Raw genomic sequence first — 14,134 nt, 5'->3', positions numbered from 1 at the left:
CATGCACTCCGTCGAACTCGGAACCTTTAAGCCACCGCTTTAAGCATGAGACAACAATCGCAGATGGATGCCGCATTACTTAATCTCCCTTCTTCGGTGACTTCGACGCGACCGGGTAGGCACCCACAGCCTTTTGCAAAGCATTATGCTTCTTCTCGTGACCGTAGGCCTCCCAGTCATACGGAGTCGGCACGATAAGCGCACGCCACCTACGATGACCAGGTTCCGCTTCCTTGACGACGTAGTGCTCGCCGACCTTCGACCGGAACTCCTCGGCTTTGTTATCAACCAGATGCTTAGTCTCCGATGATTCTTTGAGCACGCGATTAAAAAACTGGTGATTCATCTTGAACTTAAAGCTGTCAGCCACGCTCAACCCCCTCAAAAATACGCAGCTTATACTCCGCCAAGCCCGGGTCCCACCACGGCCCATGCGTGAAATCATGACCACCATCAGCAATCACGAAATCAACACCGCCCAGATGGACCAAATCGCCAGCAAACACTTCACCAGGAAGAGTGAACAACGACCCCGCCCAATCCACACGTCGAACGTCCTCATCATCTGGGCCGAATTCTGGAGAATCACTAATAGACCAACCAGCAACCCGCACAACCTGAGGACCACCCCATCTGGTTACCGGATTACCGAAAGAATCTTCCCCCGAGTCCTCACGACGGCGAACCTGCACAGTGTAGGGGAGTGGGTACCCCGACTTAGTAGAGTGAGACCGTGAACGCGCCACGACGACCACCCCTAACCGAGCGCAGCATACGTTTATCCTCAGCCGTTAAGAAAACGCCGCCAGCATTCGAATTCGACCCGAAACTCTGACTCGTAGAAAACGGCCCAGCAGTAAACGACTGAGACTCAGCACCCACAGGAGCAGACGACAAGCCACGAGAGACAGCGCGGGCAGCCACACGAGCACACACCACACGAACCGCCGCCGGAACTGACTCATCAAAATGCTTACCCAAATAAGCATCAATAGCAACCATAGCTTCATCAACCATCGCCACAATAAGACGTTTATCGTCCTTATCCGGCTCAATGGTTAAACGGTCAGTAACGTCACGAATCGTGCAGTACGTGTCCACATGAACCCCCAAACAGGACTACTTAGCGCTACGGCCAGCCTTCTTCGCCGGACCAGGCTTAACCACGTGAGCAACCATGGCCATATTCGGATTCGTCAGAATCGGCTGAACAGCACAGTTAGCACGAACCCAATACGCCATCGGGTCGTTCTCACGCCAAGCGCCCACCGCAATCTGACCAGCGCCAGACAGGTTGTACTCCGGAGAGTGCATCTCCACCGTCTGGCCCCACACGGTATAGCCCAGCAGACCAGACTGAGTCTCCGGAGGCAGGAAGTACAGTGTATTCTCATCGAGAATTCGGCGCGCAGCCTTACCATCACGCACAGAACGAGAATACGACGTAATCCCCGGAAGGCCTTGGTCCTGCAGCACGGCGTTGATAGCGCCAGACGATACGCGCGCCAATTCGCCCGTAGTGTTGGCCGCATCGCGGAACTGCTTATTCGTCTGCAGCTTCTGGATAACCTTCGGCGAGGCAATAATGGTGCCCGGCTTGGTACCGTTGGCATCCTCGTAGGCCATAGCCCACGAGATGATGTCTTCCAGGGCGCCGGAGTCCTGGTCATCCCAGTGCTTCTTCGGGGTGACCTCGAATTCCTCATCGCGGCCAATGCCGGCGTCGACGATGGCGCCATTTTCGATATAGCGGACACGGCCGGTGGTGAGAACGTCACCGCGGGCGACCTCGACGCGGTTAGCAACTGCGCGGACAACCGTCTCGGTGGCCTTGGTCATGTCATCTTCCCGGAAGTGGGAATCTCCCTGGTGGAAGCTACGCAGCTGGTCCATCTCGTTGATGCGGACCTTCTGACCAATCAGAGGCATCTGCATCATGGCCTTCTGGCCGCCGCCCATGGAGCCAATCGGCGTCTCAGCGTCTGCAGAGCGCACCTCAGCCAGGCGTCCGGTGTCCTGCTCGGTCATCCAGCTGAAGAACGTATCGTTTATCAGCTGGTCTGGGAAGTAAGCTGACAGGGAGCCGCCGGCGGCCTGCAGGTCGTTCAGGTAGTGGTTTGCGTAGATAGTCAGGTCCTCAGGCGAGAGGACCTCGTTCCAAATTTGCGTAGAACCCATGATTAATCCTCCCGTACGTCGCCGATGGCATCGAAGTTGGTGGAGCCATCCTCATTCCACAAGGAACCGTGCGGTTCGTGCACGAATGTGAACTCTGCGTGGTCGCAATCTGCGATGTTCACGCGGTTGTTGGAATCCGGAAGGCGGTCAATGCGAACACGGCCGTGCCAGACAATCGGCACAACCTCGCCTGGATTGTTGTCCTGGTCCGTTAGCAGAAACCCGTCCACGGACTGCGCCTTTGACGTCACTGGCACCCAGTAGTCGCCTTCGCGGTGCAAGGCGGTGCCAGAGGGCAGGACGGACGTGCGAATATGGGTAGTCTTCTCGCCCAGCGTGCCGGTTTCGGCGTTATCTACTGCGTGGCGAGAGCCCAGCCACGACAGGTCGCTGGGAGAGTAACGGTCAAATTCTGGCCGAAAGTGCATAATATCCCCCGATGATGTGATGAATGCGGACTACGCCCCCTGGCGCTTTTTACGCCTTTGCCACAGCTCCTCACCCCGAGAAATGCCCTGATTAGGTGATTCCCAGGTAAGCCGCGACGATGTAGGGACGGCGGGGGAGTGCTTACCGATGAGGTCTTTAAGCGTGGATTCAAAATCGTCATCGTCAGCGTCGAGCTCATCGACAGCTGCGCAGAAGCTTTTCGAATCGAATAGTTGCTCTACGTCGCCGCCGAGTGCCGCGATGTGGATAATCAAATCACGATTGTGCTGAGCATCTTCAACTTGCCTATGGGCCGTAGAGAGCTCGGATTGTAGGTCTTTAATCGTGGATTCGAGTTTCTCTTTATCCGCGGTAAGCTGCTCAACTTGCGCTAATGATTTTTCCGCCCGGGTTTCCCACGTGCGAGAGTGGGACCGCATGTCCTCGTACTTTTTACGGTAGTCGGGTGGTGCGGTTTCGGATTCAGCCTTTGCGGCGTTGGTGGCAGCATCCACGCTGGTGGTGTCCTTTTCGGACTTGTCAGTGCGTGCGTCCTCGTGCGGCACAGTCTCCCCCTAAATGTTCAGTTTGTGGACTACGGCCTCATTCATCCCTTCCGGATACAAACCGTAACCACCCAAAATAATAGCACACGTGTTCATTTGCTCAGGTCACCCACCTGGCGCATAACCTTCAGCACAGCATCCGGATTCGTGCTGTCAACTTCTTCCAGGGCCTTTTTATAAATCTTTTGCGCTCTAATCGTCGATTCTGGAAGCTCAACATGGCCGCGTTTACGGCATATCACAAGGCACCGGCAATGGTCATGAAAGTGAGCACCGGAATACCCACCACCAGCAGTAGACCGGGACGTGTAATCAAAACCGCGAGAGGCCAAAAGGGTGCAAAAAGCACATGCCCCAGGATGCGCAACGCGAGCCCACGAACCCCCGCCTTTCCACGCCGTATGCTCAGTGTTTTTACGCTGCCTGGAATACAATTCATCAGCGACGATAAACCCCATCGAATTCAACGTGCGATTGTAACCTTGCTCCTCAAAAAACAGCGGTGCGAAATCATGTGCCATCCGGGCTTCAACCTGCTGGGAATCCACTCGCTGAGGTTTCCATTCCACCGGCCGCATTCCCATGTAGTCTTCCTGTTCTTCTAGCCACGCCATTGTGGCGTCGGAGACGGCGGTGCCGTAGGAGTCGATGGTTTCGCGCACCATTTGCCGGAGGAGTTCTTTTTGTCGGTAAGGGTCCGCCGTCAAGTCCGGTATCACGAGGGCGCGTGAGTTGAGGTCCGTAATGGCCTGGCGGGCGATGGAGTCGACGACGGGTGTGATTGAGGACCAAGGCCGTTGTGGGTCTACTGCGTTCATTTAGCGTTCCTGCCTGGCGTCGTCGCTGGCGTTTTCACGCGGTGACGGTGCCACCTTTTCGGAGTTTTGGCGTGGCGATTCGGTATTTTCTTGGTCTTGAGGTGTCGAGGCCTGTAGCACCTTTGCCAGTTGTGATAGGCGTTTACTGCGGTTTTCCTGCTCGATTTGGAGTCGGTCGGCGGCTGAAAAATGCAGGTTCTTCAGCAGTACTTCGGAATCAGGTGCGAGTACTCCGGAAGTTAGTAGTTTTAGAGCCCAATCAGCATCAGCAGCCTTGGACGCAGTAGCCGGGTCACGCCAATCCACTTCGAGCCCGTCGACGAGGTCCTCAATGTCGACGTCCTGGTCGAGGTCAGCCACCTGCACTAGCACGCGGGCCAGCTCCAGCAAATCCGGATTCATTAACTCCGTCTTAATTTCAGAGGCGCGAATCAGTTGCTCTTTCCACACACGAATCGAGTCACCCGAGGGCGGATTTTCCGTCATGAAACCAAAATACTGTGCAGGAATCTTCGACTCAGAAGCAATCAACTGAGAATAGGCACGTACCTGCTCGATAAATGGAGTAGGAGGAGACGACGCGAATTGTCCGACGCTGGGCTGCTTGGGGTCGTCCTCATCGCCATTGATGACAAGCATCTTGCCGATAGAGGTACGCCAGCCCATTTCAACGCGGTCGAACTCCGTCATGCCTTCCGGGTCGTATCCGAAGTCCTCGGGTGAGGCGCCGGTGGCCCAGCGTTGAGGAGAAGCATAAAACTCGGAATTGTACTCCATGTTTTCCAAAGTACGGGCGGCAGCGTCGGTAAGATACCGCACGGCTGGGGTAATTTCTGATTGTCCAGACCAATGCGAAGTGCGCAGGCGATTGCGCAGTCTGAACATCGGGAACCCGCCTCCAGGAACGTCGAATCGCTCCACTGAGCGCACCGTGCCCATGTCGGTTGAGTCTTTGGAAATAACGATGACTTCGCCCTGCAGGTAGAGCACTTCGCGGTACACGCCGTCGGAATTAACCCCAGAGCGGCGGTACCCGGCCACTGGCCCGTTTGTGGCGTCATCCCACAGCAGTGAGCCAGATAAGGGCGATACTGACCGCAGGCGGAATACGCCGTGTGGGTCGGGCTCTACAGCTAGTAGACCCAGACCGAAAATCAACATGTCCAAGATAGCTTCAGAGACTCGAAGCGGAACATTGAACCGACGTGTGACTAGCCGCATCTCTTCGCCATAGTCAGGAGAGATGAACCCATCCATGCGTAGCAAATCACCGTAGGTATCCACTACGGTTGCCGGCCATCCGGAAACAACCCCAATATCCGACAATGTACGAGGCACAGCCACGCCAATGCGCTGCACACGATGCGTCCCATCATAGTAGGACGCCAGCTGCTTATTACCCTGCCGGTGTCCTGTGACCTCAGTCGTTAATACACCTAGAATGTCTTCTTCATTTTGCGTTAGCCCCCGAATCATAAAACGAATGACCCCCTCTTCTTCTTCGGCTTTGACACCCCTCGAGACACAGCATCCAAGTAGCACTTATAGGCCATGACTGCTGCATACGCTGCGTCAATTTTATCAGCAGACTCCGGTGACGACTTATAAAGCAAATATCCAGTACGTGTTTCCCTGCGCTTCGCGTTCAACAAGTGTGCGCGCAAATACGGTCCACCGTCGTAGGTAATGTCGCGGTTGACTACCGCCTGCCTAAACTCGCTTAGTGATTGGTACACCGCGGCACTTTTACCCCGCGGCCACGCCATCAACGGATGCGACGAGGTGGCCTTAACCTTTAGCTTCGGGGCGAATTCTGCTTCCCACGCTGAAACATGCTCAGTCCATCCGGATGGGTCGCAGTACATGCCGACGACACGATAACGAGAGAAACAATCACGCACTACTGCATCTACCTGGCGCGTATCTGGCTCCCAGTCCGGGTCTCGTGGGTTCTTAGACTGCCATACTGCAACTTCGAACAGATGACCATCTGTTACGCGCATGCCAATTAGCGCGGTCGCATCCGCATTACCACGCACACGACCTCTTGAGCCGTCAAAGCCCAACACAATCTTGTCGCCTGGCTGTACAGCCTTATCCCTATCCTCAATGGCATCTACCTCGAGGTGGGAGAGGAAAGAATCGGACGAAGAGACAATCTGGTTCAAATAAAACTGGCGCGCATCTGCAGGGTCGGTCGATGGGTCCCAAATCTCGGTAATGATGCGCTCAATATCAACCCAGCCACCATTATCTTTAGCCGAGTCGCCATAAGCATGAACCAGCCCGCGGTAAAGGGAATCATGGTCAGCTAAGTCCGTATCCTCAGGGGCTTCTCGGTGGTCTACCAGAATCGTTTCTCGCTTAAGCCGCCCCTGCTGCTGCAGCTCGAGAGCTTTAAACGTTTCCTCAGCAACCGAGCCACTGCCAGGCCTATAGGCGTTAGGAGTCTCGATAGAATGACCACCTAGCTTGCCTGTGTTGCGACGAAGCACGGCAGCTAGCTTCACACCACCGTTGCTCCGAGTCCACGCCTCCGTCTGGTCGGCGGAAAACCACACAGGCCGTCCGCCCTCCTTTGACAATGCGCCCGCGGTAATGAATTCTATGCGGCCTTTAGGAAGAGCGACAAACGTCTCCATAGGGTCAATGTCATAATTTCGCATAGCCGGCCCATCCCGCAGCATCTCTAGCAATGGTCCATAGGCATTCTTGGATTGGTCCTCGTTGACCGCGGCAAACTGTACTTTTGGCGTGGTGAATTCAGACCATGGAACTCCCACGGGCTGCCCTGATGCATCCCACCCGCCGAAGCACACTGGTCCTAGTGCTTCGAGCGCGCCAATAGCGCCCATAATTGGTGATTTACCCCAGCCTTTGGGGCGGGAGAGAATCCCGCGTGTATAGACACGTTGTCCAGTTTCAGGGTCGAGCTTGTAGTAGCGAAGAATAAAGCGAGCCTGCTCAGGCGTGAGCACCAGGGGCTGGTACTCGGCGCAGTCTGGCTGGGCGAGGTTTTCTTCAATCCACGCTAAACATTCCCAACCAAGTGAGGGGAATTCTCCGGGCTCTCGGGGTTTAAAGGGCATGGGTTTAGTCCACCGCCTTCAGGCTACGGTAGCGGCCGCGTACGTCTGCTGCAGCGCGGGAAGCGCGGCGCTTATCTTCAGCTTCGTCTGCGGTTGCCATGGTAATGCGGTGGCGGGCAAGACTGTCAGGCGTAATGCCGTATTGGGCGAGTTGCAGGCGGCGTTCTGGGCCTAATTTAGTATCGCCGCGGTTGTAGGCGTCATCAAGAATCATGGTGCGTGCTAAATCGAGCCACTGAGTTTCTTGGAGGCCTTGAGTCTTCAATGGTGGAAATTCGGACAAGGTGTCCCAAAAGCGGAGTGTTTGGTTTGTCCAGGGCTCGTCTGTGGCCGGATTGGTAGGGCCGTAGATGTCGGTGAGCTTGGGCTGCGGTACGAAAGTGACAACAATTTCTCGTTGTTCGATATTTTGCTGGTTTCTTCTCGCACGTGATTTTGGATTCTTCGGTGCGGGACCACGTCCTGCCATTATTTCCCCCGTAGTTTTAAGTTCTATTAGCTGTCCAGTTCTATTATAGTGTGCTATCATTTGTGTTGGCAGCTGCCTTCGGGGGAGATGGCTCCGGGTCGATATTGTTTCGGCTCGGAGTCATTTTTATTGCTGGAGGTGATGTACTCGTGATTTTGGGTTTTAAGTGGCAATAATCATATTCGGGCCAGGTAAGTGACGGTATATTTACAATTATCCACCCCGAAACGAAAGTAAGGAGCTAATCATGGGTGACATTGAAAACAAGAAAGATAATCTCGTCGGAAAGGCCAAGGAGGCCTACGGTGAGGCTACTGATAATGAGGAAATGGCTAACGAGGGTAAGGGCGAGCAGGCTACGTCGGAGGCTAAGGAAAAGCTTCATGATGCGGGTCAGCACATCAAGGATGGTTTTAATAAGTTTCTTGGTGACCTGAAGAAGTAGTTTTCTCGCTGCATTTAGCCCCGTCTTGTTGACTGAATGTCGACAGGGCGGGTTTTATTTTGCCTGTGGGGTGTGTTTGTCGGTGTGAATGGGGTGGTGGAGCTGGGGTTTTGGTCCTGTTTTTGTGACGACATTTTGACGACATTTTGACGACATAAGCCACTGGAAACGGCTGGAAACGACTGGAAACGACTGGAAGCCAAAAACTAAGAAACCCCCTCTCACCAGCGTTTTTGCTGGTAGAGGGGGACATGAAAAAGCTTCCCCACCAGGACTCGAACCTAGAATGACGGTACCAAAAACCGTAGTGTTGCCGATTACACCATGGGGAAACACAGCGAATGCTGTAGGCATAGCGTACCTGACGCCCCCGGGTAAATCACAAATTGCGTGGCAAAGGATAGGGTAGAGGGCATGGCTCGACAAAGGATGACCGGCCGGGAACGCCGCGAACAACTCATTTCCATCGGACGCACCGCATTTGCGGAATTAGGGTTTGAAGGGGCCAGTGTCGAAGAGATCGCGGCTCGCGCTGGGGTATCCAAGCCCGTTGTCTATGAGCATTTTGGGGGCAAGGAAGGCCTCTACGCGGTCGTCATTGACCGCGAGATGTTGGCCCTGGAAAAGGTCATTACTGATTCTTTGGAAAATGGCAGCTGGCGCGAACGCATCGAGCAGGCCGTCATGGCCATCTTGACCTATGTTGAGGAAGAAACCGATGGATTCCTCATCCTGGTGCGCGATGCCAAGCCAGGCGATGAACGCAGTTTCTCCACACTGTTGAATTCCGCAGTGGGACAGGTGTCTTATATCCTGCGGGAAGCTTTCGAGCACCGAGGCATCGATCCAGATTTGGCAGATATTTATGGCCAAGCATTGGTGGGAATGGTTTCTACCACGGCGCAATGGTGGCTGGATGAGCGCAACCCGGACAAGGAAGTCGTCGCCACGCATATTGTCAATCTATGCTGGAACGGTTTGTCCGGTATGGAAGTAAAGCCCAAGCTAGGAGGCAAATAGATGGCGACCCCAATGCTGGCTGGCCTGCTCAAGGTAGCGGCCTCGGACCCCAAGCTTAAGGGCATGATTTCCCATGTGGGGGAAGATCTCCACATCACCGGCTTGGATCAGTCTCGGCCGTGGGCCCTGGGCACTTTGGCCCATCATGCCCCAGTGCTCGTGGTGACCGCCACTAGCCGTGAGGCGGAAGATCTCACGGCGGAGCTAACGGCGATGCTGGGGGAGAAAGTGGCCATGTTCCCCGCATGGGAGACACTGCCGCATGAGCGTCTGAGCCCTGGCGTAGACATCATTGGCCGCCGTGCCGAGGTGATACACAACCTCGGTAGCCTGCAGGTCATTGTTACCGCTGCCCGCGGACTTTCCCAGCCCATTCTCAAGGATGTAGAAGGCCGTACTCCCGTTTGTCTCGAAGAAGAGCAGGAGTACGACTTTGATGAGGTGGTCCGTGAGCTCGAGTTCCGCGCTTATAAGCACGTGGACATGGTGGCCAAGCGCGGCGAATATGCCACTCGCGGCGGCATTATTGATATTTTCCCCACCACGCTGGATTATCCGGTCCGCGTGGAGTTTTGGGGCGATGAGATTACCGATATTCGCCAGTTTTCCGTGGCCGACCAGCGCACTATCCCAGAAATCGAGATGGGCCGCGTAGATATTTTCCCGGCCCGGGAGCTTCCCATTACGGATACCATCGCAGCACGCGCGGCCGATCTCGCGGTCAAGCACCCGGGCAATCCCGCCTTGGTGGAGCTTTTGACCAAGGTTAGTGAGCACATTCCGGCCGAGGGCATGGAAGCTCTCCTGCCCGCGCTTTCCGACGCCCCCATGATCACCCTTCCCGAGTTCCTCCGCCCCACCACCCACGTGGTGATGGTCGGCCCGGAAAAGATTCGCCGCCGCGTCGCGGATCTAGAAAAGACCGATGCTGAATTCCTGGCTGCTGGATGGGAAGCCGCGGCCATGGGTGCTGATGGCCCGTTGGCAACCGAAGGACTCGATACCGAGGCCTCGAGCTACCGCTCCTATGAATCGCTCGAGGTTTCCATCCACGAGTCCGGCCTGCCTTTGTGGACCTTCTCCCCACCGGGAATGCTCGCTGCCCCAGAGGAGGAGACCCTCCCACTCGAATTCGAGCCAGGGCCCACCCCGCGCGGCAATATTGAAGAGATCGACGCCATGATGGCCCAACTGCTCGCGCATACCAATGCCGGCGGCCGCGCAGCCTTCATCGCTCCGGCGCAGGGCGCTATCAAACGCATGGTGGATCGCTTCGCGGAAAAAGGTATCCGCACTAAGATTGCTACCCCTGGCTGGGAACCTAGCGCGGGGGAAGTTACTCTCTACCAAGCTCTGAGCCACGCCGGCTTGGTGTTCCCCAAGGTGAAAAAGCCAAAGGATGCTGAGGCCCTCCCACTGGTTGTCGTCACCGAAACCGACCTGACTGGCAACCGCGTAGGCGATATTGCCGAAGCAAAAAGGCGCCCTGCCAAGCGCCGCAATAAGGTCGACCCGCTTGCCCTAAAACAGGGCGATTTTGTGGTGCACGAACCCCACGGCATCGGCAAATTTTTAAAGATGGCCGAGCGCACCATCCAATCCGGCGATGAAACCAGCCGCCGCGAATATATTGTTCTCGAATACGCCCCCTCCAAACGCGGTCAGCCCGCCGATCAGCTTTGGGTCCCCATGGACTCGCTAGATCTGCTGAGTAAATACACCGGAGGCGAATCGCCCCACCTTTCCAAGATGGGTGGTTCCGATTGGAAGAACACCAAGAAGAAGGCGCGCGCCGCGGTGCGCGAAATCGCTGGTGAGCTGGTAGAGCTCTACGCCAAGCGTCAGGCCGCGCCGGGTCACCAGTTCGCCCCGGATAATCCATGGCAGGCGGAGATGGAGGATAATTTCCCCTTCGTCGAAACCGAGGACCAGATGCTTGCTATCGACGCCGTCAAGCACGATATGGAGTCCACGGTGCCGATGGATCGCGTCGTCGTTGGCGACGTGGGCTATGGCAAAACCGAGGTGGCCATCCGCGCTGCCTTTAAGGCCGTGCAAGACGGTATGCAGGTTGCCGTTTTGGTGCCCACCACGCTGTTGGCGCAACAGCACTTTGATACCTTCAGCGAGCGCATGACCGGATTCCCCGTCAAGATTGAGGTGCTCTCGCGCTTTACCTCAAAGAAGGAAGCCAAGGAAGTCTTCCAGGGATTGGCCGACGGCAGTGTCGATATCGTCGTCGGCACGCATCGCCTCCTGCAGACCGGCGTGCACTGGAAGAATCTCGGTCTCATCGTCGTGGACGAGGAGCAGCGATTTGGCGTGGAGCACAAGGAACACATCAAGGCTCTTAAATCCAGCGTGGACGTGCTCACCATGTCCGCTACGCCTATTCCGCGCACCCTGGAGATGTCGATGGCCGGTATCCGCGAGATGTCTACCATTTTGACCCCTCCAGAAGACCGCCACCCAGTGCTGACTTACGTTGGCGCCTATGAGGATAAACAGGTTGCGGCTGCCATCCGCCGCGAGCTGCTGCGCGATGGTCAAACCTTCTTCATCCACAATAAAGTCTCTGATATTGAAAAGAAGGCCCGCGAGCTGCGTGACTTGGTACCTGAGGCCCGCATCGTCGTCGCGCACGGCCAGATGAACGAGGAAGTGCTGGAGCAGACCGTCCAGGGCTTTTGGGACCGCGAGTATGACGTTCTGGTGTGTACCACCATCGTGGAAACCGGCTTGGATATCGCCAACGCCAATACCCTCATTGTGGAAAACGCCCACCATATGGGCCTGTCCCAGCTGCACCAGCTGCGCGGGCGTGTGGGCCGTTCCCGTGAGCGCGGCTATGCCTACTTCCTGTACCCGAAGGGGGCTACGCTTACGGAAACCTCCTATGACCGCCTAGCCACCATCGCTCAAAACAATGACCTTGGTGCGGGTATGGCAGTAGCCATGAAGGATTTGGAGATGCGTGGTGCCGGTAACGTGCTCGGCGCCCAGCAGTCCGGCCACATTGCCGGCGTTGGCTTCGACCTTTACGTCCGCCTTGTTGGCGAGGCGGTAGAAACCTTCAAATCTCTCGCTCGCGGCGAAGCTCCTACCGTGACGGATAAGGGGCCGAAAGAAATCCGTATCGATCTCCCCGTGGACGCGCATATCCCAGAGGCTTATATCGATTCTGAGCGCCTGCGCCTGGAGGTCTACCGCAAGCTTGCGGCCTCGCAGGATAATGACGATCTCAAGGCCATTATCGAGGAAATGGAAGACCGCTTCGGTCCGCTGCCACAAGAGGTCCTGCGCCTGCTTTCGGTAGCCCGCCTGCGCCACCAGGCGCGCCGCGCCGGGGTATCGGATATCACCGTGCAAGGTACCCGCATCAAGTTCCACCCAGTGGAGCTGCCGGACTCCAAGCAGGTGCGACTTAAGCGACTGTATCCGGGATCCAGCTTCCGCGCGGCGGCGAAGGCCATCAATGTGCCGTTCCCGAAGGCGGGGCGCAATGTTACCTCGCCGAAGCTGCGCGATACCGAGCTCATTCAATGGGCGGCGGATTTCTTGAGCGCGCTTTTCGACGTCGCTCCCGTCAACGTCAGCGGCGCCCAACCCAGCTCCTCGAAGGTGGTGAGCGTAGGGGAGTAGCTAGAGCGTGAGCCAGCCGGTGCTCAAGCCCCAAATGGCGGCGGCGGCACCGGCCAAGACAATGGCCACCACGCACCACTCGAACGTGTTAAAAATGCGTTCCTTCTTCCACAAACGGGTACCGACATAGGGGATAAGGCCGGGTACTACGGCCAGCGCGCCGAGGAGGACGTAGACGGGATCGGCCGCGTAAATCAGCCACAGGGAATAGATGAACGCGAGCAAAGAGATCATCAAGTGCTTGCGATTTTCCTTGCGGTTTACCTCTGGTCCGGAAAGATCGAACTTGATGCCCGCCTGCGGGTGAGACAGCCCCTTGCCACGCAACGTCAGAAGCAATAGGTACAGGGAAGAAAAGATATACGGTAGCAGATACATGATGGTCGCTAGCTGCACCATGGCGTTATAAGACGCCTCGTTGAGGTAGAAGACGATGATGAATAGCTGGATGGCCATCGTGGAAATTAGCTGTGCTACCCACGGCGCACCCGCCACGTTGATGGTGCCAATGCGGCGGGGGATCAGGCCATCGATGGCCATCATCACGATGGGTTCGGCGCATAACATCTGCCAGGACACGTAGGCACCTAATACCGACAAGCACAGCCCGATGGACACTAGTGCGCCGCCCCAGGGGCCGATAACTTCAGTGAGCACAGAAGCCATGGAATTATCTGGTAGCGCGGCTAGTTCTTCCTTGGTCATGACGCCAAAGCTTAAGGTAGACACAGACACCAACAGCGCCAGCACGGAGAAGAACCCAATCACGGTCGCGCGGCCAACATCGGTGCGCTTAGCGGCCTGCTTGGAATAGACGGAGGCGCCCTCAACACCGATAAAGACCCACACGGTAAAGAGCATGATTCCCTGGACCTGCTCGAAGACGCTGGCTTCGGAAGCGCGCCCCCAGAAGTCCAAGGTGAATGTATCCCAGCTGAATCCAAGAAAGGCAATGAGCACCACAAAGGCCAGGATGGGCACAATCTTGGCAATCGTGGTGATGAGGTTCATAAACGCGGCCTGCTTGAGGCCACGGGCAAGCACTGCGAAGATGCCCCAAGAAAGTAGGGAGACGGCAATGGCGGAGGTCCAGTAATGGTCGGCGTCGAAAAGCGGCAGGTAATGGCCTACCGTATTGAAAAAGAGGGTGGCATACCCTACCTGCGCCATAACGGAGCCCAGCCAATAGCCCCAGCCGGAGGTAAAACCAATAAAATCGCCCAAGCCGGCGCGCACATAAGAATAAACGCCAGAATCAAGGTGCGGCTTGCGGCGGGCCAAAATCTGGAAAACAAAAGCTACAGAAAGCATGCCGACGCCCGCGACCAGCCAGCCAATGAGCATCGCGCCTGGGCCGGCAACGGAGGCAATGTTTTGGGGCAGCGAGAAAATTCCCGCGCCCACGGTGGATCCGATAATCAGCGCGACGAGGGTCCACAACGTCACGGAGTGGGATTTAGTCTGGCTGGAGGTCATTG

Annotated in this window: 13 protein-coding genes; 3 read left to right on the top strand and 10 right to left on the bottom strand. The window is 56.3% G+C overall.

Translation table 11 applies throughout. The annotated features are described in order from the left end of the window. Nucleotides 1-79: 79 nt before the first annotated feature. The 9 genes from L8V22_RS07580 to L8V22_RS07540 all read right to left on the bottom strand — a co-directional run bounded on the left by L8V22_RS07580 (nucleotide 80) and on the right by L8V22_RS07540 (nucleotide 7,549). Complete coding sequence (locus L8V22_RS07580) at nucleotides 80-370, bottom strand: hypothetical protein (protein WP_269966439.1); 291 nt, start codon at nucleotides 368-370, stop codon at nucleotides 80-82. Nucleotides 371-717: 347 nt separating this feature from the next. Continuing rightward, nucleotides 718-1,101 (bottom strand): Gp19/Gp15/Gp42 family protein, encoded by a 384-nt coding sequence (locus L8V22_RS07575; protein WP_269966438.1) that lies wholly within the window; start codon nucleotides 1,099-1,101, stop codon nucleotides 718-720. A gap of 18 nt (nucleotides 1,102-1,119) precedes the next feature. Then, nucleotides 1,120-2,178, bottom strand: coding sequence for a major capsid protein (locus L8V22_RS07570; protein WP_269966437.1), 1,059 nt, complete (start codon nucleotides 2,176-2,178; stop codon nucleotides 1,120-1,122). Between the two features lie 2 nt (nucleotides 2,179-2,180). Beyond that, nucleotides 2,181-2,606 (bottom strand): hypothetical protein, encoded by a 426-nt coding sequence (locus L8V22_RS07565; protein WP_269966436.1) that lies wholly within the window; start codon nucleotides 2,604-2,606, stop codon nucleotides 2,181-2,183. 30 nt (nucleotides 2,607-2,636) lie between these two features. Beyond that, complete coding sequence (locus L8V22_RS07560; protein ID WP_269966435.1) at nucleotides 2,637-3,173, bottom strand: hypothetical protein; 537 nt, start codon at nucleotides 3,171-3,173, stop codon at nucleotides 2,637-2,639. A 92-nt stretch (nucleotides 3,174-3,265) separates the two neighbouring features. Further along, a complete protein-coding gene (locus L8V22_RS07555; protein WP_269966434.1) occupies nucleotides 3,266-3,991 on the bottom strand; it encodes a VG15 protein in 726 nt (241 codons plus the stop codon). After that, nucleotides 3,992-5,467 (bottom strand): phage portal protein, encoded by a 1,476-nt coding sequence (locus L8V22_RS07550; protein ID WP_338028270.1) that lies wholly within the window; start codon nucleotides 5,465-5,467, stop codon nucleotides 3,992-3,994. Further along, nucleotides 5,464-7,080, bottom strand: coding sequence for a hypothetical protein (locus L8V22_RS07545; protein WP_269966432.1), 1,617 nt, complete (start codon nucleotides 7,078-7,080; stop codon nucleotides 5,464-5,466). Before L8V22_RS07545 ends, L8V22_RS07550 begins: the two co-directional genes overlap by 4 nt. A gap of 4 nt (nucleotides 7,081-7,084) precedes the next feature. Further along, entirely contained in the window at nucleotides 7,085-7,549 is a 465-nt protein-coding gene (locus L8V22_RS07540) for a phage terminase small subunit (RefSeq protein WP_023021091.1), read from the bottom strand. Between the two features lie 247 nt (nucleotides 7,550-7,796). Between L8V22_RS07540 and L8V22_RS07535 the strand changes: the two genes are divergently transcribed. From L8V22_RS07535 to mfd, 3 genes are all read left to right on the top strand, one after another. Further along, nucleotides 7,797-7,994 (top strand): CsbD family protein, encoded by a 198-nt coding sequence (locus L8V22_RS07535; protein ID WP_269966431.1) that lies wholly within the window; start codon nucleotides 7,797-7,799, stop codon nucleotides 7,992-7,994. A gap of 414 nt (nucleotides 7,995-8,408) precedes the next feature. Then, complete coding sequence (locus L8V22_RS07530) at nucleotides 8,409-9,014, top strand: TetR/AcrR family transcriptional regulator (RefSeq protein WP_238801586.1); 606 nt, start codon at nucleotides 8,409-8,411, stop codon at nucleotides 9,012-9,014. Continuing rightward, nucleotides 9,015-12,656, top strand: coding sequence for a transcription-repair coupling factor (gene mfd / locus L8V22_RS07525; protein WP_269966430.1), 3,642 nt, complete (start codon nucleotides 9,015-9,017; stop codon nucleotides 12,654-12,656). Here the strand turns inward: mfd and L8V22_RS07520 are convergent, their stop codons facing one another. After that, entirely contained in the window at nucleotides 12,657-14,132 is a 1,476-nt protein-coding gene (locus L8V22_RS07520) for an amino acid permease (protein WP_238801588.1), read from the bottom strand. Between the last annotated feature and the right edge of the window lie 2 nt (nucleotides 14,133-14,134).

Origin of the sequence: Corynebacterium yonathiae, assembly GCF_027570195.1 — a bacterium.
Lineage (GTDB): Bacteria > Actinomycetota > Actinomycetes > Mycobacteriales > Mycobacteriaceae > Corynebacterium > Corynebacterium yonathiae.
Note: the sequence above shows the minus strand (reverse complement) of the source record. Positions and strands in the feature narration are given on the sequence as shown.